At 69.6% G+C, this 25,214-nt stretch carries 24 protein-coding genes; 12 read left to right on the top strand and 12 right to left on the bottom strand.

The genetic code is table 11. The annotated features are described in order from the left end of the window. The first annotated feature begins 144 nt into the window (after positions 1–144). Positions 145–1,653 (top strand): MFS transporter, encoded by a 1,509-nt coding sequence (locus tag D187_RS42770; protein ID WP_002620770.1) that lies wholly within the window; start codon positions 145–147, stop codon positions 1,651–1,653. A gap of 9 nt (positions 1,654–1,662) precedes the next feature. On the opposite strand, the gene D187_RS42765 is transcribed toward D187_RS42770, so the two are convergent. The 4 genes from D187_RS42765 to D187_RS42750 form a co-directional block, all read right to left on the bottom strand. Next, the gene (locus tag D187_RS42765; protein ID WP_002620769.1) at positions 1,663–2,427 is read right to left on the bottom strand and encodes a hypothetical protein; all 765 of its coding nucleotides are present in this window, start codon (positions 2,425–2,427) and stop codon (positions 1,663–1,665) included. Between the two features lie 74 nt (positions 2,428–2,501). Beyond that, positions 2,502–3,221, bottom strand: a complete 720-nt coding sequence (locus D187_RS59470; protein ID WP_043434302.1) for an Imm52 family immunity protein — start codon at positions 3,219–3,221, stop codon at positions 2,502–2,504. Between the two features lie 292 nt (positions 3,222–3,513). Further along, positions 3,514–5,166, bottom strand: a complete 1,653-nt coding sequence (locus D187_RS59025; protein ID WP_002620768.1) for a type IV pilus twitching motility protein PilT — start codon at positions 5,164–5,166, stop codon at positions 3,514–3,516. Between the two features lie 6 nt (positions 5,167–5,172). Continuing rightward, complete coding sequence (locus D187_RS42750) at positions 5,173–5,619, bottom strand: hypothetical protein (RefSeq protein WP_002620767.1); 447 nt, start codon at positions 5,617–5,619, stop codon at positions 5,173–5,175. 260 nt (positions 5,620–5,879) lie between these two features. Between D187_RS42750 and D187_RS42745 the strand changes: the two genes are divergently transcribed. The 9 genes from D187_RS42745 (at position 5,880) to D187_RS42705 (ending at position 14,699) form a co-directional block, all read left to right on the top strand. After that, on the top strand, positions 5,880–6,692 hold the full coding sequence (locus tag D187_RS42745; RefSeq protein WP_043434299.1) for a siderophore-interacting protein: 813 nt from the start codon (positions 5,880–5,882) through the stop codon (positions 6,690–6,692). Between the two features lie 57 nt (positions 6,693–6,749). Then, positions 6,750–7,643 (top strand): hypothetical protein, encoded by an 894-nt coding sequence (locus tag D187_RS42740; protein WP_002620765.1) that lies wholly within the window; start codon positions 6,750–6,752, stop codon positions 7,641–7,643. After that, positions 7,640–8,362, top strand: a complete 723-nt coding sequence (locus tag D187_RS42735; RefSeq protein WP_002620764.1) for a hypothetical protein — start codon at positions 7,640–7,642, stop codon at positions 8,360–8,362. Before D187_RS42740 ends, D187_RS42735 begins: the two co-directional genes overlap by 4 nt. Positions 8,363–8,530: 168 nt before the next feature. Continuing rightward, complete coding sequence (locus tag D187_RS42730) at positions 8,531–9,466, top strand: ATP-grasp domain-containing protein (protein ID WP_002620763.1); 936 nt, start codon at positions 8,531–8,533, stop codon at positions 9,464–9,466. After that, positions 9,463–10,497 carry an LLM class flavin-dependent oxidoreductase gene (locus D187_RS42725; protein WP_002620762.1) on the top strand — a complete coding sequence of 345 codons (1,035 nt, stop codon included), beginning with the start codon at positions 9,463–9,465 and terminating at the stop codon, positions 10,495–10,497. The genes D187_RS42730 and D187_RS42725 overlap by 4 nt, the downstream gene beginning before the upstream one ends. A 153-nt stretch (positions 10,498–10,650) precedes the next feature. After that, the gene (locus tag D187_RS42720) at positions 10,651–11,469 is read left to right on the top strand and encodes an ABC transporter ATP-binding protein (protein WP_020918664.1); all 819 of its coding nucleotides are present in this window, start codon (positions 10,651–10,653) and stop codon (positions 11,467–11,469) included. Further along, a complete protein-coding gene (locus D187_RS42715) occupies positions 11,466–12,251 on the top strand; it encodes an ABC transporter permease (RefSeq protein WP_002620760.1) in 786 nt (261 codons plus the stop codon). Before D187_RS42720 ends, D187_RS42715 begins: the two co-directional genes overlap by 4 nt. 30 nt (positions 12,252–12,281) lie before the next feature. Next, positions 12,282–13,316, top strand: a complete 1,035-nt coding sequence (locus D187_RS42710) for an ABC transporter substrate-binding protein (RefSeq protein WP_002620759.1) — start codon at positions 12,282–12,284, stop codon at positions 13,314–13,316. A gap of 246 nt (positions 13,317–13,562) precedes the next feature. Then, positions 13,563–14,699: an SGNH/GDSL hydrolase family protein gene (locus D187_RS42705; protein WP_020918663.1), complete on the top strand. Its 1,137-nt coding sequence runs from the start codon at positions 13,563–13,565 to the stop codon at positions 14,697–14,699. 18 nt (positions 14,700–14,717) lie between these two features. On the opposite strand, the gene tesB is transcribed toward D187_RS42705, so the two are convergent. The 5 genes from tesB to D187_RS51220 all read right to left on the bottom strand — a co-directional run bounded on the left by tesB (position 14,718) and on the right by D187_RS51220 (position 18,675). Then, positions 14,718–15,584, bottom strand: a complete 867-nt coding sequence (gene tesB, locus D187_RS42700; protein WP_002620757.1) for an acyl-CoA thioesterase II — start codon at positions 15,582–15,584, stop codon at positions 14,718–14,720. Positions 15,585–15,694: 110 nt separating this feature from the next. Further along, the gene (locus D187_RS42695; RefSeq protein WP_002620756.1) at positions 15,695–16,333 is read right to left on the bottom strand and encodes a hypothetical protein; all 639 of its coding nucleotides are present in this window, start codon (positions 16,331–16,333) and stop codon (positions 15,695–15,697) included. Positions 16,334–16,446: 113 nt separating this feature from the next. After that, the gene (locus tag D187_RS42690; protein ID WP_002620755.1) at positions 16,447–17,547 is read right to left on the bottom strand and encodes a M35 family metalloendopeptidase; all 1,101 of its coding nucleotides are present in this window, start codon (positions 17,545–17,547) and stop codon (positions 16,447–16,449) included. 144 nt (positions 17,548–17,691) lie between these two features. Continuing rightward, complete coding sequence (locus D187_RS53335; protein WP_245591965.1) at positions 17,692–17,952, bottom strand: M35 family metallo-endopeptidase; 261 nt, start codon at positions 17,950–17,952, stop codon at positions 17,692–17,694. 90 nt (positions 17,953–18,042) lie between these two features. Then, the gene (locus tag D187_RS51220) at positions 18,043–18,675 is read right to left on the bottom strand and encodes a glutathione S-transferase family protein (RefSeq protein ID WP_002620753.1); all 633 of its coding nucleotides are present in this window, start codon (positions 18,673–18,675) and stop codon (positions 18,043–18,045) included. A gap of 73 nt (positions 18,676–18,748) precedes the next feature. Between D187_RS51220 and D187_RS42680 the strand changes: the two genes are divergently transcribed. Next, positions 18,749–20,125 carry an amidohydrolase family protein gene (locus tag D187_RS42680; protein WP_002620752.1) on the top strand — a complete coding sequence of 459 codons (1,377 nt, stop codon included), beginning with the start codon at positions 18,749–18,751 and terminating at the stop codon, positions 20,123–20,125. Positions 20,126–20,157: 32 nt separating this feature from the next. Here D187_RS42680 and D187_RS42675 read toward each other — a convergent pair whose 3' ends face one another. The 3 genes from D187_RS42675 to D187_RS42665 form a co-directional block, all read right to left on the bottom strand. Next, positions 20,158–20,589, bottom strand: coding sequence for an acyl-CoA thioesterase (locus D187_RS42675; protein ID WP_002620751.1), 432 nt, complete (start codon positions 20,587–20,589; stop codon positions 20,158–20,160). 19 nt (positions 20,590–20,608) lie between these two features. Then, positions 20,609–21,919 carry a hydroxyacid-oxoacid transhydrogenase gene (locus D187_RS42670; protein ID WP_002620750.1) on the bottom strand — a complete coding sequence of 437 codons (1,311 nt, stop codon included), beginning with the start codon at positions 21,917–21,919 and terminating at the stop codon, positions 20,609–20,611. Positions 21,920–22,008: 89 nt separating this feature from the next. Beyond that, positions 22,009–23,664 (bottom strand): carboxylesterase/lipase family protein, encoded by a 1,656-nt coding sequence (locus D187_RS42665; RefSeq protein ID WP_002620749.1) that lies wholly within the window; start codon positions 23,662–23,664, stop codon positions 22,009–22,011. Positions 23,665–23,983: 319 nt separating this feature from the next. On the opposite strand from D187_RS42665, the gene D187_RS42660 reads away from it, so the two are divergent. Further along, complete coding sequence (locus tag D187_RS42660) at positions 23,984–25,207, top strand: LLM class flavin-dependent oxidoreductase (protein WP_002620748.1); 1,224 nt, start codon at positions 23,984–23,986, stop codon at positions 25,205–25,207. Positions 25,208–25,214 lie beyond the last annotated feature (7 nt).

The following is a 25,214-nucleotide window of genomic DNA, read 5'->3' as shown; positions in this document are numbered from 1 at the left end:
AGACCGCATGAACCGCACCAGCTTCCTGTGGGCCCGGGCCGGCCCGGGGGGCTCAGGGGGTGGGCGGAGGACACTCGGCCCCGGAGCAGGCGGGCCCGGGGGGTCGGGTGGAGTGGGAGGAATGGGTCGGGTAGAGACAGGCGCGTGTCCCTCGCCGTCCTGCACCGTCAAGTCCTGCGCAGTCTGGCCGCCCTCGCCTCCGTCGTGCCGTTCGCCCGGCCCGGCTCCGCACCCCTCGCGGGCGCCCCCTCCACGAGCACCACGGCCCACGTGCCCTCGAGCCTCAAGGGGCGCCGCCGCCTGCGCCGCTCGCTCCGGGCCTCGGTGGCCGAGGGCATCATGGCGGAGGTGGTGACGGCGGGCGCGGGCTCCACGGCGCTCACCGCGTGGGCGCTGGCGCTGGGGCTCGGGCCCTTCCAGGTGGGGATGATGACCGCCCTGCCCTTCTTCGCCCAGTTCGTGCAGTTCCCGGCGGCGTGGTTGACGTCCACCTTCGGCCACCGGCGCATGGCGCTCTCGGTGGTGCTCTTCTCCCGGCTGATGATGCTGGCGCTGTGCGCGCTGCCGTGGCTGCCCCTGTCGCTGGTGGGCCAGCAGCGGCTGCTGTTGGCGGTGGCGGGGTTGTGGGCGGTGCTGGGCGTCATCGGCAACAACGCCTGGGTGGCGTGGATGGGCGAGCTGGTGCCCGAGTCCATCCGCGGGCGTTTCTTCGGCCGGCGCACGGCGCTGTGCACGTTGAGCAACCTCATCGCCTCGCTGGTGGCGGGGGTGGTGATGGACCGGCTGCGGCCGGCGACGGGCGTGGGTCCGGCGCTGCCGCTCCTGGCGGCGGTGTCGTGCGCGGCGGGCATCGTGTGCACGGTGCTGATGGCGCGGCAGCATGATCCGGCGCCCCCCGGCACCCGGGAGAAGCCGAAGCTGGATTTGCGCGTGGCGCTGGTGCCGCTGCGCGACGAGCGGGCGCGCCGGGTGCTCGTGTACCAGACGTTCTGGAACGCGGCGGTGGGCCTGTCCGCGCCCTTCTACTCCTTCTTCAGTTTGCAGAACCTGAAGATGAGCTTCCTGCTCATGTCCGTGCATCTCGCGGCGGTGGCCGCCGTGCGCATGCTGGCGGCGCCCATGTGGGGCAAGCTGATCGACAGGCTGGGGGCGCAGCCCGTGGTGGTGATGTGCTCGCTGAGCCTGGGCCTGCTGCCGCTCGTGTGGCTGTTCCCCACGGCCACGTTTCTCTGGCCGCTCATCCTCGACGCGCTGATGGCGGGCGTACTGTGGGGAGGACACAACCTGGCCATCTTCGCGCTGCCGCTCGCGGTGGCCCCGCGCCAGGGCCGGCCCTTCTACCTGGCGGCGTTCTCCACGGCGGCGGGACTGGCCTACGCGCTGGCCTCGTCCGTCGGTGGAGCGCTGGCGAGCGCGCTGCCCGCGGAGTTCACCCTGGGCGGCCACGTGTGGGCCAACCTCCAGGTGCTCTTCGCCCTGTCCGCGGTGGCGCGGCTGGCCGCGGCACTGCTCGCCCTGCGCATCATCGAGCCGGGGGTGAGGAGCGTGGACTCGCTCGGGGCGCTGGTGGCCCTGGTGCGCCCGTCTCGGAGCAAGGCCCCGGTGGTGGAGTCCCTGGCCCCGCTCGGCGAGCCCATGCGCGTGGAGAGCTGACGCCCGCGCTCAGACGGAGTCGAGCGCCATCTGGCGCAGCCGCTCGTTGTAGACGGCCGAGGCCTGGGTGAAGTCGCGCACCAGGGAGAGGAAGCGCGCCCGCCGCGCCTCCAGTCCTGGCTCGGGCGGGAGCTGGGGCGCGCCCCGGTCGAACCACAGCAGGCCGCGCAGTCCGCCAATCAACCGGTGCAGGGGAAACAAGCACACCGCGTCCAGCACGACGATGCGCCGCGCGTTCATCGGGGTGAAGGTGCTCTCGTACCCGTCCGGACCCTCGCTGCTCCAGATGCCCACCTCCTCGACGTACGCCAGCGTCTCGTCGGGCAGCAGGAACAGGGAGCGACGCAGGTGCACGCCGCCCGGGGCGCCGCAGCGGGGTTGCCCCGAGACGGACAGGCCAGCATCCATCCCGAGCGGATAGCCCGGCGAGTCCAACCACGCCTCGCGCAGGACCTTGTCCGGATGGGTGCCCAACCGGGCTTCCAGGGCGCGCCGCCGCGCCTCCAGCGAGCCTCCCGGGAAGTCGAGGCGCTCGCGCAGGGGGGCGAGCTGGAAGTGCTTCATGGCCGGGGCGGCCAGGGGGATGAGCCGCTCGAGCAGGAGCGCCTGGCGCACCTCGATCTCCTGGAACAACTCCGCCTCGGACAGGCCCTCGTCCGGGGAGGGAGCCTCGGAGGCGGAATCCCCGGCGGGCTTGAAGGTGGGGAGATCCTTGAGAGTGGGCCGCCGGTCGGACAGGTAGATGACGGGAGGCGGTTCGCTGGAGTCCTTCATACGGGGGGCGAGGTTAGCGCCGGAGCCGCGCCCGCGTCAGGGACTCAGGGTGTAGGGGTGGGGGCACGCAGCCTCTACGAGAGCACTGGGCGGAGTAGGCCCTTCGCGTCCAACACCTCCTGGACCCTGCGACCGAGCTCCAGGTGCTCTGGGTTGGAGGCGCTCAGACGCTCCGGTGCCAGGACCATGACCGTCCCCTTGTCCTCTACTGGCTCCGCTCGGACGGGCGGAGGCAGCGGAGGCACATCCCCGCGCGCACGCGCTACGTAGGTGAGCCAACCCGCGAAGCCCCGCGGATCTCTCGCAGGTCGAAGCGCCCTACGAAACTCATGGGTGGCGATGACGCCGAAGAGCGGCTCCCACGCGAGCACCATTGCCCGCAGCACGCTCACCAGGACGGGAGCTGTCAGCACGCGTGCACCCTCTGGTTCAACGTCCGTCCGAGGGAGATAAAGCACGCAGCTATTGGGGTAGGCGCCAGATGCATCCCCACAAGTGAGTTGCACCATGCCCCCGCGCCCAGCCTCCGCGTGCCCCGTCCAGGCTCCAAGGCTAAATCCGTCCTTTCCGAGCTGGTTCTCCTCACACTGAAAGTAGCGAAGGAAGGTCCCAACATCCGGCGTGAACTCCCTCTGAAGCGCTTCCTCCAGTGAGTCCCCCTGCTCGAACCAACGAGCGTAAATCTCGTCGCACTGCGCGAGGAGACGAAAGAAAGCAACCGAACGCCGGGCGCACTCCTCTGCGGACTCAAGCCGGGCCGGCCAGTAGACGCCTGCGTAGTACCTCTCCGTCATGGCACTCCTCCCGCTGAAGCCCTATGGCCGACAACGACCTCGAACAGCGCCGGAAGCGCGAAATCGAACAGGCTCCACGACGAGCTCGCGGCCACGTCCCCTCAGCTTGAGCGTGTACGCCCCCCGGCACTGCCCGCAGCGTCGGCTCGCTCACCACGTGGAAGCGCAGACACCCACCGCCCGCACCGGTGAACGGCTCTCAATGGCCTTGAGCGCCATCATGACCGACTCACTGACTCCCAACTTGAAGGGAGCGCCGCCACACGCGCGGCGCTCCCTCCGACGGGGTGTGTCAGCTCGTGGGCAGATCGAGCTTGTAGCCCGCGCGCTCGAGCATCTGCTTGAACTCGCCCTTGGCCACGGCCTTGATGTAGGCGTCATTCGGCTCGCACAGCTTGCGCTTGACGAGGTCGAACAGCGAGTCGTTGAGCGTGGACATGCCGATGCCGCGCGAGGTCTGCATGATGGACGGAATCTGGAACGTCTTGCCCTCGCGGATGAGGTTGGCGACGGAGCTGGTGCACAGGAGCACTTCCTGCGCGGGCACGCGGCCTCCGCCAATCTTCTTCACGAGCATCTGCGAGATGACGCCCTTGAGGGACTCGGAGAGCATCATGCGGATCTGCTCCTGACGGTCCGCGGGGAACTGGTCGATGATGCGGTCCACCGTCGAGGGCGCCGTGTTGGTGTGCAGGGTGCCGAAGACGAGGTGGCCCGTTTCGGCCGTTTCAATCGCGATGGCGATCGTCTCCAGGTCTCGCATTTCGCCCACGAGCACGATGTCCGGGTCCTCGCGCAGCGCGGCGCGCAGCGCGTTCTTGAAGCCGTGCGTGTGGACGTGGACCTCGCGCTGGTTGACCAGGCACTTCTTGTTCGGGTGGACGAACTCGATCGGGTCCTCGATCGTGATGATGTGATCCTCGCGGTTGCGATTGATGTAGTCGATCATCGCCGCGAGCGTGGTGGACTTGCCCGAGCCGGTGGGGCCGGTGACGAGCACCAGGCCCTTGCTCAGGAAGCACAGGTCGAGGATGTGCTTGGACAGGCCCATGTCCTCGGCCGTCATGATCTTCGTGGGGATCTGCCGCATCACCGAGCCGATGCCCTTGCGATCCTCGAAGACGTTGACGCGGAAGCGCGCCCGGTCCGTCTCGTAGGCGAAGTCCGTGTCGCGCGTCTCCTCCCACTGCTTCTTGTTCTTCTCCGGCGCGATGCTCCAGAGCATCGCCTTGAGCCGGTCATGCGACAGCTCGCGGTAGTCGTCCTGGGCCACCATGTCGCCGTCGATGCGCAGCATGGGCACCACCTGGCTGGACATGTGAAGGTCCGAGGCCTTCTTGTCGAGCATGCGGTTGAGCAGGCCGAGCAGCGTCTTGTGCGCGTCCGGATCCACCTCCACGGGCAGGACCTTGATATTGGACGGCTCGGGGGCGGCCGGGGCCGGAGTGGGGGCCTTGGCGGCGGGGGCCTTGGCGGCGGCGGGCGGGGGCGAGGTGAAGGCGCCCCCGGAGCCCCGGGCCGCCAGGTCCATCATGTCCGCGGGCGAGGCCAGCTCCAGCTTCTCCTCACCGGAGGACGGGGGCAGCTCCAGGGCGGCTGGGGCCGAGGGCGCCGCCACGACGGTGTTGGCCGCCGGGGCCGGGGCCTTGTAGGGCACCAGCGCCACCTTCAGGTGGCCCGAGACGTTCTGCACCTTCACCTGCACGGAGCCCGCGGGGGCCGAGTACGGGAAGGAGGACACCCCCTCGGGGGGGAAGTTGGCGCGCAGATCCGCGGGGACGATCTCCGAGAGCGCGCCGATGATCTGCTGCGAGTTGAGTCCCGCCTTGACCATGGGCACGTTGCCCGAGGCGGTGCGCAGGGTGATGCCACTGCCGGTCTCCAGCATGATGGCGACAGCGGATTCCTTGTAGAGCTTGTCGATGAAGGCGTCGAACCGGGCCATGGCTACTCAGCGGCGAAGGGTTTCCACATATGCGACGTGTTTCTTGTTGACGAGAACGACCTGCCCCGCCTCTTCGAGGATGGGGAAGAACGGGGGGGCGCTGTTGAGGTAGTCCGTCAGGCGCGAATGGGCCTCGGGCAGCACGTAGGTGATGAGCCCGCGCAGCCGCTGCCCGTCCATCAGTCGCACCTCCACCTCGTGCTCGGTGGGGATGTTGAATGGATCCACGACGTTGGGCTCGTGCTCGGCGGCCACGCGCGCCATGGCGAGGTTCTCGCAGTGCACGAACGTCATGGTCTCCGTCTCCGCGTCGAGCGCGGGGATGAACTGGGAGCCACTGTCGTTGAGGAGATCCGAGAGCCGCTCGCCTCCGGCGCGCGCGGGAGTGGCTTCGGCGAGGAACACGGCGACCTGGCGCGAGGAGCCACCCGGCAGGATGAACTGGGCCGCCACGCGTCGTTTCGGTACGGAGAGGGAATCCAGCATAGGGAGCAGGGGGAGAAGACGTGTGTTTTCTAGCACACTCCCGCCCGCGCCCGGCATTCCCGCCTCTCCCCTTGCCCGCTTCCCACCCCCTTCACCCTCCCGTCACCTCGGAGCCACCCGCGAGGCGCTCCCCTGCCCCCCCGCCTGGGAGGCAGATTCAGGTTGCCCCCTGGCGCTCCGTCCAATATGACAATGCGAATCATTATCAAGATTCAGGAGAACGACTGATGGAGCCAACCGAACGCGCCGGCCGGCGAGGACCCCTCCCCGTGAAGCTGCGACTGCTCGAGGTGCGGCGGGTGACGCAGCTCAACCCCCACATGAAGCGGATCACGCTGGGAGGCCCGGAGCTGGAGGGCTTCCAGAGCCCCGGGGCGGATGACCATGTGAAGCTGTTCTTCGCGGAGCCGGGGCAGCGCATGCCGTCCATGCCGGTGCTGGGGCCCCAGGGGCTGACGATGCCGGAGGGCAAGCCCAAGCCCGCCTCGCGCGACTACACGCCCCGCCGGTATGACGCGGCCCGGGGGGAGCTGGACATCGACTTCGTGCTGCATGGCGCCGGACCCGCCTCGTCGTGGGCCGCCCAGGCCAAGCCGGGTGACTTCCTCGGCGTGGGAGGCCCCCGCGGCACGTACTTCATCGCCGACGACTTCGACTGGTACCTGCTCGCCGGAGACTTGAGCGCCCTGCCCGCCATCGGCCGTCGGCTCGAGGAGCTCCCCGCCGGCGCGCGCGCCCTCGTCTTCATCGAGGTGGCCGACGCCTCCGAGGAGCAGCGCTTCGACACCAAGGCCCAGGCGACCATCACCTGGCTGCACCGCAACGGGGCCGAGCCCGGGACGACGAACCTCCTGGAGAAGGCGCTGCGCGAGGTGCAACTGCCCCCGGGAGACGGCTTCACCTGGGTGGCGGGCGAGGCCAACACGCTCAAGCCCATCCGCGAGCACCTGACCCAGGAGCGCGGCCTGCGCAAGGAGTGGGTGAAGGTGACCGGCTACTGGAAGCGTGGAATAGGCGACCATCACGACTCCAAGGGGTAGGCGCGACAACTCGCCGCAGGGGGAGGCGCGGGCGGCTGGTCCTACAGTGCGAGCGCCATGTGGAAGACCCGACTCGCCCTCGCCGCCCTGGCCTCCCTGCTGCTCCTCGTGCCCCGGGAGGCACTCGCCTGCGCCACCTGTGCCTGTGGCGACCCCACCCTGACGTCCATGGGCACCGAGCAGCCCTTCGCCGGGCGCCTGCGGCTGGCCACCCAGGTGCGCGCCTGGAGTCTCGCGTCGGGCCAGCCCCGCGTGGACGGCATCGACCTGCGCGAGCTGCGCATGGATTTGTCGGTGGCCTATGCCCCCGTGCCCTGGCTCTTCCTGTCGGTCATGGCGCCCCTGCAGGCCCGGAGCGTGCAGGACGTCAGCCTCGCGCGCGAGGGGGGCTGGGGCCTCGGGGACATGGAGGTCGGCGCCCGCTTCTTCCTCTTCCGGGACCGGGAGTTCTCCGCCAACCACCTCGTGAGCGTGCTCGCCGGCAGCCGGCTGCCCACCTCCGTCACCCAGACGGCCCGGGGCCTGCCGCTGTCGCTGGATGCCCAGCTCGGCACGGGCTCGTGGGATCCCTTCCTGGGGCTGTCCTACACGGCCTACGCGGGGGACTGGTCCTTCATCGCCAGCGCCACGGGCTACCTCCCCACGCGCGGGCGCGAGGGCTTCCGCGCGGGCGCCTCGGTGCTCTCCACCCTGGCCGCGCAGTTCCAGCCGAGCCCCGCCTGGGCACTGCGGCTCGCGGTGGATGGGCGCGTGGAGGGCGAGAGCAACCAGGCCGGCGTCCGGGACGAGGTGGGCAGCGGCACCATCGCGTACGTGTCGCCCGACGTGCTCTTCAGCCCCGTCACGGACGTGGTGTTGCAGCTCGGGGTGCGTGTGCCCGTCTTCAACCAGTTGCGCGGCAACGTCCGGCCCACCCCCATCCTCCAGGCCGCGCTCGTCCACGATCTATGAAAACCTCCTCCTCTCTCCTCCTCGCCCTGCTGACCCTGTGCGCGTGTGGTTATCGCGAGGAGGGCACCCGGCTGCACCTCGGTCTCGACTTCCGCCCGACGGGCGACGTGCTCACGCAGGGCACCACGCGCGAGTTCCTCACCGACCGGGGAGATCGCATCATCCTGCGCCGCGCCCACGTCACGCTCAGCGCCGTGGAGATCTTCCCCTGCCAGAAGAGCACGGCCTGGAAGTGGCTGCGCGCGCTCTCCCCCATCGGCACGGCCGAGGCGCACTCGGAAGGCAGCCCCCGGAAGCTGGGCACGCCGTACGTGATGGGGCTCGGGCCCGCGGACGGCGAGGCGCTGGCGCTGGGCACCCTGCGGCCTCCGCCGGACAGCTATTGCCGCGTCCACCTCGTCTTCGCCCCGGCGGACGCGGATGCCGAGGGCCTGGGCGCCTGGCCCGACATGGTGGGGAAGACATTGGTGTTGGAGGGGGAGCGGATCTCCGCCGACGGAGGCCCCGCCGTACCCTTCCACCTGGAGACGAGCGACCTCATCAACGCCGAGGTGTCGCTGGAGGGGCTCACCCTGTCGCCCGAGTCCCTGGAGGCGAGCCGCACCCTGCACCTGGCCTATGACCAGTGGCTGGATGGGGTGAACTCCGTGGTGGTGGGAAGCGCGGCCACGAACCAGGTCCTGCGCAACCTGTCCCGCTCCGTCACCCTCCAGCCTTGAGCCCGTCACCTCCTCGTGACGAAGCCGAGGTGGACTCCGAGTCAATGGCGTCAGTAGACGGGCTCTGGGGTGGAGCCGAGGGGAGTTGCAGGCCGGCCGGGGTCGTTCTACACCCCGGCTCCGCCGGGTGAGGACCTGTTCCCCCACCGACTCACCCGCAGGTGACCCATGAGTCCCGAGCCGCAGCTCGCCGTCGTCTACGAACACCCCGAGTGGTTCAAACCGTTGTTCGCGGTCCTCGATCGGCGGGGCGTGCCCTACGTGCCGCTCCGCATCGATCAGCATTCCTTCGACCTGAGCGAGCGCAAGCCGCCAGCGCCGGTCATCTTCAGCCGCCTGGCGATGAGCTCCTTCCTGCGCCAGGGCGAGCACGCCATCTTCTATACCCAGTCGCTCTACTCGCACTGGGAGCAGGCCGGCGCGCGGATCATCAACGGCAATCCGGCGCTGGCGGTGGACACGTCCAAGGCGCGCCAGCTCTCGTTGATCAACTCCCTGGGCTACGCGACGCCGGCGACGCGCGTGGTGCATCGCCGGGCGGACCTGGTGCGCGCCGCCGAGGGCCTGCGCTTTCCCATCGTGGTCAAGGTCAACATCGGCGGCTCGGGGGCGGGCGTCGTGCGCTACGAGAGCGCCGAGGAGCTGGCCCAGGCCGTCGAGGAGCGCTCCACGCCCGACAGCATCGACAGCGTGCTGCTCGTGCAGGAGTACGTGCCCACGAAGGAGCGCCACATCGTCCGGGCGGAGACGCTCAACGGCCGCTTCCTCTACGCCATCACCGTGACCACGACGGGCGGCACCTTCGACTTGTGCCCCGCGGATGCGTGCATGGTCGGCAAGCCCCAGGTGACGCTCACGAAGACGACGCTGGACGCGGACACCATCCGCGCGGTGGAGACCATCTCGCGCGCGGCGAACATGGACGTGTGCGGCATCGAGTTCATGATCGACGAGCGCGACGGGGTGCGCCGCTTCTACGACATCAACGGACTGTCCAACTTCGTGGCCAGACCGCTCGAGGTGCTGGGGTGGGATCCGCACGAGCAGTTGGTGGACTATCTCGAGGGCGTCGTCGCCACGGCGCGGCGTGGGGAGGCGGCATGAAATACGGGTTCTGGGCTCCCGTCTTCGGCGGCTGGCTGCGCAACGTGCGGGACGAGGGGATGGAGGCGAGCTGGGAGTACATGAGCCGGCTGTGCAGGCGCGCCGAGGAGATCGGCTATGACCTGACGCTCATCGCCGAGCTCAACCTCAACGACATCAAGGGCGTGACCGAGCCGGCCCTGGATGCCTGGTCCACCGCGGCGGCGCTCGCGGCGGTCACCCGCCGGCTGGAGCTGATGGTGGCGGTGCGGCCCAACTTCCACCACCCGGCGTTGTTCGCCAAGCAGGCGGCCAACATCGATCGCATCTCCGGGGGCCGGCTGGCGCTCAACGTGGTGTCGTCGTGGTGGGCGGACGAGGCGAAGCAGTACGGCCTCCAGTTCGATCAACACGATGACCGGTACGCCCGCACCACCGAGTGGTTGCAGGTGGTGGACGGACTGTGGTCGCGCACGCCCTTCAGCTTCGAGGGCCAGCGCTACCAGCTCAAGGACGCCATCTGCGAGCCCAAGCCCCTGTCCTCGCCGCGTCCGCTCCTCTACGCGGGAGGCGAGTCCGAGGCGGCCAAGCAGATGATCGCGCGGCAGTGCGACGCCTACGTCATGCACGGGGACGAGCCGGAGGTGATCGCCGGGAAGATCCAGGACATGCGGGCGCGGCGCGAGCGCGAGGGCCTGCCCCCGATGCGCTTCGGCATGGCGGCCTACGCCATCGTGCGTGACAGCCAGGCGGAGGCGGAGGCCGAGGTGGAGCGCATCACCACGTTGGATCCCCAGGCCGCGGGCTTCGCGAACTTCGAGCAGTGGCTGTCCGGCACGCAGCTCGAGCGGGAGCTGAAGATCAAGGAGTACTCGGTCTCCAACCGCGGGCTGAGGCCGGGCCTGGTGGGCACGCCCCAGCGCGTGCGCGCGCGGATCGCCGAGTTCGAGAAGGCCGGGGTGGATCTGCTGCTGTTGCAGATGAGCCCGCAGCTCGAGGAGATGGAGCGCTTCTCCTCGGTCATCATCGCGCCGGAGCGCAAGGCGGCCTGAGCGCCGCTCGCCTCCTGGGGCCCGCTGGGAGATCGGCGGGGCCCCGGGGGGTCCATGAACTGGGATGGGAGCCTTGCGCGGGCCGTGCCAGCCATCGGGTGGTCGGATGAGGTTGGCCCCCGGCGCGTGGGGCGGGTAGAACCCTGGCACTTCATGACTTCCACCCCCTCGGATTCCCCCGCCCCCATGGCGCCCGATGAGGGCCCGGGGGGCGTGCGTGTGCGGCTCTCGGGCCTGCGGCGTACCTTCCCGGGCGGAGTGCCCGTGATCTCGGGCATGGACCTGGACATCGCCGCGGGCGCCTTCGTGGCGCTGGTGGGACCCTCGGGCTGTGGCAAGTCCACCCTGCTCAAGCTGGTGGCGGGACTGGACCGGCCCGACGCGGGCACCCTCACCTTCTCCCCCCCGCTCGAGCACACGCGGGGCGCGCGCAACCCCATCGCCTACGTCTTCCAGGACGCGCACCTGCTGCCCTGGCGCTCGGTGCTGGACAACGTGGCGCTGCCGCTCGAGTTGACGGGAGTGCCGGCCCCCGAGCGCCACGCGGCGGCGCGGGCCCTGCTCACCGAGGTGGGCCTGGGGGACGCCACGGCGCGCTACCCGGCGGAGCTCTCCGGCGGCATGCGCATGCGCGTGTCGCTCGCCCGGGCGCTCGTCACCCGCCCCCGGCTGCTGCTGCTCGACGAGCCCTTCGCCGCCCTGGACGAGCTGACGCGCAACCGGCTGGATGATCAGCTCCTCGCGCTGTGGAAGGAGCTGGGGATGACGGTGCTCTTCGTCACCCACTCGCTCTCGGAGGCGGCCTACCTGGCGCAGCGCGCCGTGGTGCTGTCACGGCGGCCCGCGCGGGTGATGCTGGACCGGCGACTCGAGCTGCCCGCGGAGCGCCGCGCGTCCCTGCGCTCCGAGCCCGGCTTCGCCCGGGAGCTGGGCCTGCTCCAGGAAGCCCTCGAGCGAGGAGACGCGGCATGAACGGCTCCTTCGCACGGCAGGTGGTGCCGCCCCTGGTCGCGCTCGTGGTGCTGCTGGCGCTGTGGGAGGGGGTGACGCGGGTGTTCGGCATCGCTCCCTGGCTCTTGCCACCCCCATCCGCCATCGCGCTCGCCGGGGTGCACGACGCGCAGACCCTGTGGAACGCGATGCTCACCACCGGCCGCGCCGCGCTGATCGGCTTCGGCTTGAGCGCCGGGGTGGGCGTGCTCACCGCCATCCTCCTCGGCTCCTCGCGGCTGTTGGAGCGGGCGCTCTACCCCTACACGCTCTTCCTCCAGACGGTGCCCATCGTGGCCATCGCCCCGCTGCTGGTGCTGTGGTTCGGCCCGGGCACGCGCGCCGTGGCCGTCTCCTCCTTCATCGTCTCGCTCTTTCCCGTCATCACCAACACGCTCACCGGGCTGCGCTCGGTGGAGCCGGCGCTGCGCGACCTGTTCCGCCTGTACGGGGCGAAGCGGCTCGCCACGCTGTGGAAGCTGGAGCTGCCGGCGGCGCTGCCGCAGCTCTTCACCGGGTTGCGCGTCGCCTCGGGGCTGGCCGTCATTGGCGCCATCGTGGGCGAGTTCGTCGCGGGCTTCGCCGAGGAAGGCGCGGGCCTGGGCATCCTGGTGCTGACGGCCTACCGGCAGTTGCGCACGGATCTGATCTTCGCCGCCGTGCTGGCGGCGGCGGTGTTGGGACTGGCACTGTTTGGCGCGGTGAACCTGACGGGCTTCCGGCTGCTCAAGCGCTGGCACCCCTCGGCCTCGTCGGGGCCGTGAGAAACCCTTGCATCGGAGAGGAAGGCACACGTGAAAGGACGTCTGGCTGGAGTCGTGGGTGGACTGGTGCTGCTCGTGGTGGCCGGGGCGTGCTCGCGCGCGAAGGAGAGCGCGCCCCAGGCGGCGGGGGACGCGGGCAGTCCCGCCCCCCAGGTGGCTCAGGTCAAGCTGGCCCTCAACTGGGTGGCCGAGCCCGAGTTCGGTGGCTTCTACGCCGCGAGGGACTTGGGGCACTTCAAGCGCCGCGGAATGGACGTGAGCATCCAGGGAGGCGGCGCCGGCGTGCCGGTGGTGCAGATGGTGGCCACGGGGCAGGTGGAATTCGGCATCCTCGGCGCGGATGAACTCCTCACCGCCCGGGCGCGGGGCGTGGATGTGATTCCCCTGTTCGCCGTGTACCAGACGGCGCCGCAAGCCCTGATGACCCATGCGTCGCGCGGGGCCAAGGGCATCAAGGATCTGCTCTCCTCGGGCACGGTGGCCCTGGAGCCGGGCCAGCCCTACGCCGCGTACCTGAAGAAGAAGTATGGCTTCGACAAGGTCAAGGTGGTGCCCTACGACGGTGGCGTGGCGCGCTTCGTGGCGGACAAGGACTTCAGCCAGCAGTGCTTCATCACCTCGGAGCCCATCGCCGCGCGGCGTCAGGGCGCGGAGCCCACCGTGTTCCTGGTGGCCGACGAGGGATTCAATCCCTACATCGCCGTGGTCGTCACCCGCCGGGAGCTCTGGAAGCAGCAGCCGTCCCGGGTGAAGGACTTCGTGGAGGCGGTGCGCGAGGGCTGGCGGGCCTACCTGGACGACCCCACGGCCACCAACGCCGTCATGGGCAAGCTCAACACCTCCATGGACGCGGAGACGTTCGCCGAGGCGGCGCGCGCCCAGAAGCCCCTCATCGAAACCGAGCAGACGCGCGCCAAGGGCCTGGGCACCATGAGCCGCGAGCGCTGGGACACCCTGGCACGGCAGCTCGTGGACCTGGGCCTCATCGACAAGGTGCCCGCCCTGGACGACTTCCTGCTGCCGGAATTCGTCGACATGGGTTCGCCCGCCCCCGCTACTCCGTGACAATGACAGACATATTTGATATTGATTGACAATAATTACAAATCAATATCAAACACCTGAATTCATATGTCTGTGTTTTCTCAAAAAACACAGACATATGGACATGCAAGCGTCGGACCAGGCAAACACAAACAAACATTTGCATTTCATGTCTGTCTATTGAAAACGCGGGCCCACGTCCATTCACATAGTCCGTCTATGTGGGCTAGACTCCAAACGACTTTCCGCCCCGCCCCCGAGGCCTCCGTGCGCGTGCTCTTCATTGGCAACAGCTACACCTACAACAACGATCTTCCGGGGATGCTGGAGGGGCTCGTGCGGGCGCTGTCTCCGGGGACGCGGTTGGAGACGGGCGCGGTGCTCCTGGGGGGAGCGACGCTCGAGTCGCACTGGAAGCGAGGCGAGGCGAGGGAGCTGCTGCGCGGGGAAGCCTGGAGCCACGTCGTGCTGCAGGAGCAGAGCCTGCTGGGCCACCTGCGCATCGACGGAGCGCTGCGAATGAACGAGCCCGAGGAGAGCTTCTACCCCTACGTCCGCCTCTTCGCGCGGGAGAGCCTGGCGGTGGGCGCGAACCCGGTCTTCTACATGACGTGGTCGCGCAAGGCGGACCTGCCCGCCCAGGAGGTGCTCACGCGCGCCTATGCCCATATCGCGCGCGAGCAAGGAGGCGTGCTGGCACCGGTGGGGGTGGCGTGGGAGCGGGTGCGGCGGGAGCGGCCCGAGCTGGAGTTGTACGGGGAGGACGGCCACCACCCGGGGCCCGCGGGCACCTACCTGGCGGCCTGCGTGCTCTACGCCTCGCTGTTCCACCAGCCTTGCCTGGGCGCGCCCAGCACCCTCTCCGGGGCGCCCTGGACGGGCTCGGCCTTCGACACCACGCGCACCGAGACGCTGGTGGAGCTCCCGGAGGACACCGCGCGCTACCTCCAGCAGGTGGGCTCCGAGGTGGGACTGTCCCCCGCGCTTGCCGAAGGCCCCACCCCCACCGAGCCCCGCCTCGCCTTGCCCCAGCTACCGCGCGGCGCTCCGCTGGACGCCTCCAGGATGGCGGGCACGTGGCAGGGGACGCTCTCGCTCTACCCCGAGGAGCTGGACATGGCGCCCGTGCCCCTATGGCTCTCGGTCGAGTCCCGGGGGACGCGGCTCACCGGCCAGGTGCGCATCCTGTTTCCACGAGACGCCCCCCTCGAGGAAGACGTGACACCCCAGGTGGAGGGCGAGGCGCTGGCGTTCTCCCTCCACGACCCGAGGATCCTCGGCGCCACGCTGCACTTCCGCGCGGTGCGCACGGAGGGCGGACTGCTCGGGGTGGCCCACGCCCAGGACTCCCAGGGCGGGCGCTGGTTCGGCTCCTGGTCCGCGAGCCGCTCCTCGCCGGCCTGAGCCACGAAGGACGCGGCCCTACTTCGGCGGGCGCATGCGCATGAGCCCCTCTTGCGCCACGGAGGCCACCAAGCGGCCATCCCGCGTGAAGATGTGCCCATACGACAGGCCGCGCGCGTTGCCGGCCCAGGGACTGGCGATGGAGTACAGCAGCCAGTCATTCATCCGCAGGTTGCCGTGGATCCACAGGGCGTGGTCCAGGCTCGCCAGCTGCACCTGGGGATTCATGTAGCTGGTGCCGTGCGGCTGGAGCGCGGTGGTGATGAGGTTGAAGTCCGAGGCATAGGCGAGCAGGTAGCGGTGCACCCGCGAGTCGTCGGGCAGCGCGCCGTCGACGCGGAACCACACCTGCTTGGCGGGCTCGAGCACGTGGGGATCGAAGGGATCCAGGTGCGTCACCGGGCGGATCTCGATGGGCTTCTCGCACAGGAGCTTGTCGCGGATCTTCTCGGGGATGAGGTGCGCCTTGCGGCTGAGCAGCTCGCGATCCGTGGGGAAGCCCTCGGGGCCGGGCACCTCGGGCATCTTCGCCTGGTGCTCGAAGCCGGGCTCCTCGGCCTGGAAGGACGCCATCACCGTGAAGATGGGCTCCCCCTTCTGGATGGCCACCACCCGGCGGGTGGTGAAGCTGCCGCCATCGCGCAGCCGGTCCACGGTGTAGACCACGGGCAGACTGGCGTCGCCGGGGCGCAGGAAGTAGCCGTGCAGCGAGTGCACGGGGCGGTGCGGGGGCACGGTCTGGCTGGCCGCCGACAACGACTGTCCCAGCACCTGCCCCCCGAACAACTGCCGGAAACCGAGATCCTGGCTCCGTCCGCGAAACAGATTCTCCTCAATGGGCTCCAGCTTCAGGAGCTCCAGCAGATCCTCCAGGACGCGACTCATTCCTCTTCCTCAATGCAGGGGCGGAGATGGGGCGGCGAGGCACCTTGCCGCGCCGCGTAAATCCGCACCATGGAGGATGTGGTGCGAGCGCGCCAGAGACATCGCGCGAATCAGGGCTTGGTGAGCGTCGTCTCGACGGGGGCGCACGTCACCGGCCGGGCGGTCATGACGTCGAACGAGCGCGCCGTGTCGGGCAGCTTGTCGGTGACGTCCATGAGCGGACCGGGGAACGCGATGCGGTAGCGCCCGGGCTGGCTCAAGTCATAGGCCAGGGCCAGGTCGAGCCGCCCTTCCACCGTGGCCCCCGGCGCCACCGCCAGGTACTGGTCCGGGGAGGGCGCGGCGCGCTTCTTCATCGGCCCCTGGTAGGCCACTTCGGCGCCGTCGCGGGTGATGTCGAAGTCACGTCCCCCCACGCGCTCGAGCGGCGAGCGCCAGGAGAGCACGTACAGCGGCGCCGCGGTGCGGTTGGTGAGCTGGAAGAGCAGCTCCACCGGCTGGCCCACGGTCGCGCTCGGCGGCACGCTCAACTTGCACTCCAGGGTCGTGGCCATGGCGGGAGTCTCCTTCTGCTCGGGGGCCTGCGTCTCGGGGGGCTTCTCCGCCGAGGGCTGTGCTGGGGCCGAGGGCTGCGCGGGCGCCGCCGGCTCCGGGGGCTTGCCCTCCGCGGACTCGCGGCGAGACGAACAGCCGCCACCACTCAGCGCCAGACAGCACAGCGCGACCCAACCCACATGTCCACGCGTCATAAACAGGGTGTTCTCCTCTGGTAGGGGAGCCCGGAATGGGCCCTCCCCTGGCAAAAAAAAACGGGAGCGTCGCCGCTCCCGTCCCTTCCTTCAACTGCTCGTTTTGCTCCGCCTCAGTTCTGGGCGGGAGTGTTCTCGGCGATGTACTCGTGGCTGTCCGCGTTGTCCAAGGCCTGGGTGGGGCTGGACTTGGCCAGGCTCTTGGCGGCGCTCTGGCCGTAGGCGTGGTCATCCGTGCCGGCCACCACGGTGAAGTGGCTCATCTCGTGCACCAGCGTGCCCGCCTTGGAGTCCGTGCCCGTGTTCGGCGCGCTCCAGAAGGCGCTGCACACGTAGATCTTGTACGGCTGGGACGGGTACACGTAGGCGTAGGCCGAGTCCGTGCAGCTGCAGTCCACCGTGACCGCCGCGGAGGCGAAGGCGCTGCTGATCTTCGTGAAGTGCGTGCGGGCCGTGCCCACGTTGGTGGACGAGTAGGTGCCGAACCACGTGGTGTAGCGCGCGGTGCCCGACGAGATGCCGTTGAGGTAGCTCGACGTGCTGCTCGCGTACGTCTTGGCGGAGGCGAACGCCGTGGAGATCTGCGAGGCGCGGGTGCTCGAGCAGTTGCTGGCGGAGGTCACGCCCTGGGCCGTCACGGCCTGGGCCTGCATCTGCGGCTCGCGCTCCGGACGGCCCTCGATCCACAGGCTCACGAGGTTGGAGTCGAGGTTGGCGGCGCGGGTGAGCCCCACGTTGTGCTGATTCGTGGACTGGGCGGCGAAGCGCACCGAGTAGGTGCCGCTCTCGCTCAGGTCATACATGCCCGACAGGGACGCGCTGCCCGACAGGCTCTCGCCGGGGGCCAGGGTGACGAAGTCCTCGGCCTGGGGGGCGCGACGCTTGATGTGGGGGCCGATGTACGCCACCTCCTCGCCGTTGCGAGAGACCTCGAACAGGCCGGCCTTGATGCCCTCGGTGCCGGGCACGAACCAGCGCAAGAGCTGCACCGGCTGGGAAGACACGTTGGTGAAGGTCACCGTCACCGCCACGTCCTCGCGGGCGCTCAGGCTGCTGCTCGCCACCGACAGGCTCACCGCCACGTCACCCAGGGCCTGCTCGCTCAGCTCGGACGAGGTGTTCTCCCCCTCCATCGGAGCGCCGCACGCGCCCAGCAGGGACATTCCGACCACTCCGCCCACCAGCCACTTGAAACCACGCACGTTCTGGCTCACGCAGGTAATTCCTTTCAAAAGGACCGGTAGCTCTGCTACCCCGGTGGACCCATTGTAACACGATAGCTCTGGATTAAGTACAGGTACTGAAGGACGTAGAAATAGTTCTTAATGCGAACCTGGTGCTTTGACGGCAAAGCGAGATCATCTCGACACGGCGTGCGACACGGAGAGCACGCCCTGTAGCATTCCGCATGGGGTGAAATAGGTCCGCCGCCAGGCAAAAAAAACGGGAGCGTCGCCGCTCCCGTTCCTTCCTTCTCCTGCTCGACCGACCCGGCCTCGGTTCTGGGCGGGAGTGTTCTCGGCGATGTACTCGTGGTTGTCCGCGTTGTCCGAGGCCCGGGTGGGATTGGACCTGGCGAGGCTCTTGGCGGCGCTCTGGCCGTACGCGTGGTCATCCACGATGGCCTGGTTGGCCAACTGGGTGTTGATGGCCGTGGGTGCTCGAGCAGTTGCTGGCGGTGCTCACGCAATGAAACCAAAGCGCGAGGACTACGCGAGTGCGCGCACGTCGGGCCGGTCGCGGTGCTGATCGGCCCAGCGGGAGAGTTCCGGAGGCAGACGCCAGCCCAGGGAGAGGACCTGGGCGACCATGGGGGCGGTGGCCGCACGCGCGGGCAGAGAAGCAAGCCAATGCTCCGCGGTGAACAACCACATGTCCGGCGCGGACCAGCCCCGCCGGCAGAAGGTGGGACGCGAGAGCGCCGCGGCCCGTTGACCCAGGGAGTCCAACGCGCGCTGCACACGCTCCATGGCCTCGGTGCGGACGGTCTCCCAGGCCTCGGAGGAGCGAAGCGGGTGGTAGCGCCCCCCGAGCTCCACCACGGTGCTCACCACCACGTCCACGAGCGAGGCCACCTCGAAGGCGGCGAGGGCCTCGTCGGGCTCGGTGGGCCACAGCGGTGGCGTCGAGGGATAGGCCCGGTCCAGGTAGTGGGAGATGGCCGTCGAGTCTCCGAGGACCCGCCCATCCTCCTCGACCAGCACGGGAACCGTCATGAGGGGGGAGAGTTGCCGGGACTCCTCGAAGAACTCGGGGTGGGCGCGCACGTCGCGCAGCTCGACGGTCAACCCCTTGGCGGCGAGGGCGAGGCGGGTACGTCGAGCAAACGGCGAGTTGGCCATGTGAAAGAGGATTCTCATGGCGCGGGAGTATAGGGTGCCGCGCGCTTCGTTCGACCCCTTTGGGAGGTGCCTTTTGAAATCACACGCCCTGCTCTTCTCGCTCCTGACCGCCCCGCTCCTGGCGTCCGCCGCGCCCCCGAAGACCGCTCCGGGAGTCGTCGCCCTGCGCGGCGCGCGGCTCATCGACGGCCAGGGAGGAGCCCCCCTCGAGGACTCCGTGGTCGTCATCCAGGACGGGCGCATCCTCGCGGTGGGTCCGGCCTCGAGCACGACGGTGCCGGCCAAGGCCCGCGTGGTGGACTACCAGGGAAAGACACTCATCCCGGGATTGATTTCCAATCACTCGCATGTGGGCGTGGTCCAGGGAGCCGACATGGGCGCCGGCCACTACACCCGCGCCAACATCTCGCGGCAGCTTCGCCAGTACGAGGCCTATGGCATCACCACGGTGATGGCGCTCGGGCTGAATGGACCCCTGTTGCAACAACTCCGCACGCAGCAGCACGCGGGCCGCGGGCCCGGCGCCGACCTCTTCGGGGCCGAACGAGGCATTGGCGTGCCCCAGGGCGCGCCGCCGACCCTGGGTGGACGCCCGGTGGGCGAGGATCAACTCGCCCGCCCCGAGACGGCGGAGCAGGCGCGCCAGGCAGTGCGCGAGATGGTGGCGCGCAAGACAGACGTGGTGAAGCTGTGGCTGGACGATTTCGGCGGCTCGCTGCCCGTCAAGATGAAGCCAGACATCTACCAGGCGGTGATCGACGAGGCCCACCAGCGGGGCGTGCGCGTCGCCGCCCACATCCATGATCTCGAGGACGCGAAGACGATCGTCCGGGCGGGCGCGGACATCGTGGCCCATGGGGTGCGCGACCAGCCCGTGGACGCCGAGTTCATCCAGCTCATGAAGGAGCGCTCGGCCTGGTACGTCCCGACGCTGAGCCTGGACGAGGCGACCTTCATCTACGCCGAGCGTCCCGAGTGGATGGCCGAGCCCTTCTTCCAACACGCCGTGCAGCCCGCGCTGCGCGCCCAATTCGCCGATCCGGCCTGGGTGGAGAAGACGCGCGCGGAGCCGAAGGCGGAGAAGGCCCGGAAGGCGGTGGCGATGAACCAGCGCAACCTCAAGGCCCTGTACGACGCGGGCGTGCGCATCGGGTTCGGCACGGACTCGGGCGCGACGCCCCTGCGCATCCCCGGCGTCGGCGAGCACCGGGAGCTGGCCCTCATGACCGAGGCCGGGCTCACGCCCCTGCAAGCGCTCACGCTCGCCACCCGGGAGGCCGCCACCCTGCTCGGGCTGGAGGATCGGGGCGTCCTGGCCCCCGGCAAGCAGGCGGACCTCGTGGTGTTGGACGGCGACCCGAGCACCGACATTTCCCGGACGAAGACGATCCACGCCGTCTGGCACCGCGGCAAGCAGGTCTCCGGGACGGTGGATACGTTCAAGCCGTGAGGCATTGGGGGGCGGCCCGCCCCCCACGTCGTTCACGCCGGCAGGAGCCGCTCGAGCGCCGTGCGCAGGCGCTCGGGAATGGCGACGGCCTTGCGGGTGTGCCGGTCCACGAAGACGTGCACGAAGTAGCCGTGGGCGGCGGCCCGCTCCTCGCCCTGCTTGAAGATGCCAATGCCATACGTCACCGAGCGGTTGCCCAGCTTGTCCACGCGCAGCCCCGCCCGGAGCGCATCCGGATAGGCGAGCGGCGCGTGGTAGGCGCACTTGGACTCCACCACCAGGCCGATGACGGGGCTCGCGAGGATGTCCAGCCCTCCCTCGTGGATGAGGTAGTGATTGGCCACCGTGTCGAAGTAGCTGTAGTAGGTGACGTTGTTGATGTGGCCGTAGGCGTCGTTGTCCATCCACCGCGTGGTGATGGGCAGGAAGTAACGGTAGTGCTTGGCGGTCTCGGCGTCGGACACGGGCGTGGTCTCCGCGGGGTTACCAGTAGCGCAACGCCTGACGGAACAGTCCGGAGAGCACGGGCTTGCTCATCTCCCGGGGGGCGTTCTGCAGCAGGCGCTGCTGGGGAAAGGCACCTTCGGTGAGCGTGTCGACATCCGCCTCGGTGTACCCCACCCCGCTCAGCCCGTTGGGCATGCCCACCGCGCGCATGAGTTGGAGCACCCGGCCCGCGAGCACCTCTCCCGCGTCCTCGGGTGTGGCCCCGCGCACGTCCGCGCCCAGCCACTGCGCGGCTTCCAGGTGTCGCTCGGGGCTCACCTCCGCGGTGTAGCGGAACACCGCCGGGGCATTGACGATGACGGCCATGCCGTGCGGCACCAGGGGCTCCTCCTGTGGGTAGCCCGAGGGCCGGAAGTCGCGCACCGCCCCCGCCACGGCGTAGGCCATGCCATGGGGCGCGTGGACTCCGGCGTTGCCGAACGCGATGCCCGCCAGCGTGGAGGCCCACATCAGTTGCTCGCGCGCCTCGCGATCCTCCGCGTCCGCCACCGCGCGCTCCAGGTACTGCCCCATCAGGCGCAGCGCCTCGCGGCAGCCCAGATCGCTCCAGGGATTGGCCCCCTGGCTCATGGGCCGCAGGCTCGGCCGCGCGGGCGCGGGGCGGCGCACGTAGGGCCGCGCCGTATAGGACTCCAGGGCGTGGGAGAGCACGTCCATGCCACTGGCGGCCGTCACCTCGCCCGGCAGGGTCGCGGTGCAGTCCGGATCGATGAGCGCCTCGGTGGGCCGCAGCCGGAGCGAGGCGATGCCCGTCTTCGCCCCCAGCGACAGCAGATCGAAGATGGTGATGCCGGTGACCTCGCTGCCCGTGCCCGAGGTGGTGGGACAGGCGATGTGCGGCTTGAGCGGACCGGGCACCGCGCGCCCCTCGCCCACGGGCGCGTTGACGTAGGCGAGGAAGTCCGCCGGGTGCGTGGCGTAGAGGTTGGCGCCCTTGCAGGTGTCGATGACCGAGCCCCCGCCCAGGGAGACGTAGCCATCCGGCCGCGCCTCGGCGGCGAAGCGCGCCGCCTCCAGGATGGATTGGTCCGTGGGCTCCACGTGCACGTGGGTGTAGGGGACCACGTCCAGGCCCGCCGCCTTGAGCGACTGGAGCACCGTCTGGAAGAACGGCAGCCGGGCCAGGCGCTCGTCCGAGAACAACGCCACGCGCGTCATCCCGAGCGCCCGGGCCCGCTCGCCCACCTCCGCCAGGCAGCCCCGGCCGAAGGTGACGCGCGAGGTGTCCACCGTGAAGGCCGAGTCACAGCCCTCCGCGACCGTCTGATAGTGATGACAGCAGCCCATGTGTCGACCTCCTCGGGGAAAGCTCGCGGACTGTAGCGCGAAGCAGGGGCCGCTGACGCCCGGAGGAAGGAGTCCTCCGGGCACCGGGCTCACTTCGTGAGGAGTTCCCGCCAGAGCACGCGCTCCTCGCGGCCCGGATCATTCCGCACCTGGGACTGGAGGTCGAAGAGCATCGTGGCGCGCCGCTCCGCGTCATAGGCGGGCCACTCGGGGATGCCCGGGTGCTGGGGGTTGCCCGAGCGGGCGAAGGCGATCCACGCGGTGCTCATCTGGTCGACGAGGCTCGCGCGCTCGGGGGCGCGGCCGGTGAGGCTCGGCATCAGGTCCACGTTGTCGAACACGAAGGGAATCTCCAGGGCGTGCGTGGCCTTGAGCTTGCCGTCGAGCACGGGCGTCTCCCAGTTGAACTGGTACACGTAGACCGGGGCCTGCTGGGCGGCCTTGCGCTCGGCGACGAGGAGCGAGGACGCGCGGAACATGTCGCTGCCCGCGGTCATGAGCACCTCCTTGGCCGACGCCTCGGGCAGCGTCTTGCGGTAGTGATCGAAGAGCGGACCGGCCGCGTCTCCCGCGATCCGGCCCATTCCCATGCGGGCCATGCCATCGGTCATGAGCGACGTCTGTCCGTAGAGGAAGAGCGTCATCTCGTCCTTGTTGGTGCCGATGAGCAGCGGCACGCTGGCCGAGATGGCCGGAGCCTCGGGATCGAACGGGTGGCCGGGCAGGACCTTCCCATCGGCCACGGGGGTGAAGGGCGAGTTGAAGCTGAACGAGCCCCGGTTCTTCTTGAGCATCGCGGTCTGGGCGTCCAGCACCTTGTCCACGGGAAGCTCCCGCAGCGCGGCGAAGTCGCCGGGCTTGAGGCCGAGCTCGGCGAGCAACTCCCCGGCCTGCGTGGTCGCCAGCTCGGGCGCCAGTGCCTTCACCAGGGCCCCACTCTGGCTGATGGCGCGGTGGAACAACCCCTGCGCCGCGGGCATGGCGAGCAGCAGCGTCACCTTCATGCCGCCGCCCGACTCGCCGAAGAGGGTGACGTTGCCCGGGTCGCCGCCGAACGAGGCGATGTTGTCGCGCACCCACTGCAGCGCCGCGACGATGTCGAGCATGCCCGCGTTGCCCGAGGAGGCCCACGTCTCGCCGGCCGCGGCGCCCGGGTACAGGTAGCCGAGCACGCCCAGCCGGTGGTTGAGCGTGACGACCACGACGTCGCCCCGCCGCGCGAGCGCGGTCCCGTCATACATGGCGGCCGAGCCGGAGCCCTCGACGAAGCCCCCGCCGTGCAGCCAGACCATGACCGGGCGCTTGCCACCATCCGCCACGTTGGGCGTCCAGATGTTGAGGCGCAGGCAGTCCTCGCTCATCTCCTTCGTGTCGGGAGTGACGAGCGCCGAGACGACCTCGCGGGCCACGTTGGCGCCAATGGCGCTGCGCTGGGCACAGCGCGGGCCGTACGCGAGCGCATCCTTCACACCGCTCCACGACTCGGGCCGCGTGGGGGGCATGAAGCGGTTCTTGCCCGAGGTGGGGCCTCCGTAGGCAATGCCCTTGAAGGCGCGGATGCCATCGAGGGTGGCGCCGCGCACCTGACCTTGAGCCGTGTCCGCGATCACCGGCCCCTGGTCCTGGGCCTCCCGGGCCTTGTTCTCGGAGCGAGGGGTGTGGGCACAGCCGCTCGCCAGCACACACGCGAGCAGGCCCATCAGGGCGGATGAAGCGGACACCACGGACGGACGAGCAGAACGCATCGATTGTTCCTCCTGGCGGGGCGCCATAGCAGAAGGACGGGCCCGCCCCTGACGGAGAAATCGGTGCGTTGGCGAACGGGTTGTCCTCTGCTTATCGATCGCCGGAGTCAGTAGGCCCAGAAGCCATTCACGAAGCCGCGGGTGAGCTTGTGATTGGCCCAGAAGGCGAGGATCGGTACTTCTGGTGCACTCTGTTCCAAGCGCGCCGCACGCTAACGGGAGCCCTCGGAGCGGACAACACGGATGTCACCCGAGGCGGTTTTCCACCCTCCGCGGGCGAAGGCGGGCACACTGCGCGCCCCCCACGCAGGAGAGCCGGATGTTCGGAGACAGGTTGCGCTTCGGCGCCTTCATCGCCCCGTTCCACGCCCTCGACGAGAACCCCACGCTGGCGCTCCAGCGCGACCTCGAACTCGTCCAGTGGCTCGAGCACCTGGGCTACGAGGAGGCGTGGATCGGCGAGCACCACTCGGCGGGCTACGAGCTCATCGCGAGCCCGGAGCTCTTCATCGCCGCGGCCGCCGAGCGCACCCGCTCCATCCGCCTGGGGACCGGCGTCTCCTCGCTGCCCTACCACCACCCGCTGATGCTCGCCGAGCGCATGAATCAGCTCGACCACATGACGCGGGGCCGGGTGATGTTCGGGGTCGGGCCGGGCTCGCTCTCCTCGGATGCCGTCATGATGGGCATTCCCGTCGCCCGGCAGCGCGACCGCATGGACGAAGCCCTCGACGTGCTCGTGCGGCTCTTGCGCGGCGAGGAAGTCACTCACACCAGCGACTGGTTCCAGCTCGTCAACGCCCGCCTGCAACTGACACCCTACTCCCGGCCCTCGATCGAGATGGCGGTGGCCAGTCAGGTGTCGCCCACGGGCGCGCGCGCGGCGGGCAAGCACGGCATCGGCCTGCTGTCGCTCGGCGCCACCACCACCGCGGGCTTCAACGCGCTGGCGGCCAACTGGCGCATCGCCGAGGAGCTCGCCCGGGACCATGGCAAGACGGTGAAGCGCGAGGCCTGGCGGCTGGTGGGCCAGATGCACATCGCCGAGACCCGGGACAAGGCGATCGACCAGGTGCGGTTCGGGCTCGAGAAGTGGCTCTATTACTTCCGCGAGGTCGCCAACCTGCCGCTGGTGCCCGACCACGCGGGGGGCGATCCCGTGGAAGCCTATCTCGCCACGGGCTCCGCGGTGATCGGCACGCCCGACGACGCGATCGCGCGCATCCACCAACTGACCGAGGAGAGTGGCGGTTTCGGCAGCTTCCTGCTCATGGCGCACAACTGGGCGGACTGGGAGGCCACGAAGCGCTCGTACGAGCTGATCGCCCGCTACGTGATGCCGCGCTTCCAGCAGCTCAACGTGAACCGCCAGGCGTCCATGGACTGGGCGCGCCAGAACAAGAAGGGGTTCACCGCTCAGTCGCGCGCGGCGGTGGGCGAGCGCATCGCCTCGCACATGGAGGAGAAGGGCGCGGAGAACATCCAGCCGGACATCGCGGAGAAGGTACGGGCCCGGGCGGCCGGCAAGAAGCCACCCGGGTGAGGACCCG

It is taken from the genome of Cystobacter fuscus DSM 2262 (assembly GCF_000335475.2).
GTDB classification, from domain to species: domain Bacteria; phylum Myxococcota; class Myxococcia; order Myxococcales; family Myxococcaceae; genus Cystobacter; species Cystobacter fuscus.
Note: the sequence above shows the minus strand (reverse complement) of the source record. Positions and strands in the feature narration are given on the sequence as shown.

What these genes read in the sequence shown, in the direction of transcription:
- D187_RS42765 (WP_002620769.1), bottom strand. Translation starts at nt 2,427, where the DNA reads ATGAAGGACTCCAGCGAACCGCCTCCCGTCATCTACCTGTCCGACCGG.
- D187_RS59470 (WP_043434302.1), bottom strand. Translation starts at nt 3,221, where the DNA reads ATGACGGAGAGGTACTACGCAGGCGTCTACTGGCCGGCCCGGCTTGAG.
- D187_RS59025 (WP_002620768.1), bottom strand. Translation starts at nt 5,166, where the DNA reads ATGGCCCGGTTCGACGCCTTCATCGACAAGCTCTACAAGGAATCCGCT.
- D187_RS42745 (WP_043434299.1), top strand. Translation starts at nt 5,880, where the DNA reads ATGGAGCCAACCGAACGCGCCGGCCGGCGAGGACCCCTCCCCGTGAAG.
- D187_RS42740 (WP_002620765.1), top strand. Translation starts at nt 6,750, where the DNA reads ATGTGGAAGACCCGACTCGCCCTCGCCGCCCTGGCCTCCCTGCTGCTC.
- D187_RS42735 (WP_002620764.1), top strand. Translation starts at nt 7,640, where the DNA reads ATGAAAACCTCCTCCTCTCTCCTCCTCGCCCTGCTGACCCTGTGCGCG.
- D187_RS42730 (WP_002620763.1), top strand. Translation starts at nt 8,531, where the DNA reads ATGAGTCCCGAGCCGCAGCTCGCCGTCGTCTACGAACACCCCGAGTGG.
- D187_RS42725 (WP_002620762.1), top strand. Translation starts at nt 9,463, where the DNA reads ATGAAATACGGGTTCTGGGCTCCCGTCTTCGGCGGCTGGCTGCGCAAC.
- D187_RS42720 (WP_020918664.1), top strand. Translation starts at nt 10,651, where the DNA reads ATGACTTCCACCCCCTCGGATTCCCCCGCCCCCATGGCGCCCGATGAG.
- D187_RS42715 (WP_002620760.1), top strand. Translation starts at nt 11,466, where the DNA reads ATGAACGGCTCCTTCGCACGGCAGGTGGTGCCGCCCCTGGTCGCGCTC.
- tesB (WP_002620757.1), bottom strand. Translation starts at nt 15,584, where the DNA reads ATGAGTCGCGTCCTGGAGGATCTGCTGGAGCTCCTGAAGCTGGAGCCC.
- D187_RS42695 (WP_002620756.1), bottom strand. Translation starts at nt 16,333, where the DNA reads ATGACGCGTGGACATGTGGGTTGGGTCGCGCTGTGCTGTCTGGCGCTG.
- D187_RS51220 (WP_002620753.1), bottom strand. Translation starts at nt 18,675, where the DNA reads ATGGCCAACTCGCCGTTTGCTCGACGTACCCGCCTCGCCCTCGCCGCC.
- D187_RS42670 (WP_002620750.1), bottom strand. Translation starts at nt 21,919, where the DNA reads ATGGGCTGCTGTCATCACTATCAGACGGTCGCGGAGGGCTGTGACTCG.
- D187_RS42665 (WP_002620749.1), bottom strand. Translation starts at nt 23,664, where the DNA reads ATGCGTTCTGCTCGTCCGTCCGTGGTGTCCGCTTCATCCGCCCTGATG.
- D187_RS42660 (WP_002620748.1), top strand. Translation starts at nt 23,984, where the DNA reads ATGTTCGGAGACAGGTTGCGCTTCGGCGCCTTCATCGCCCCGTTCCAC.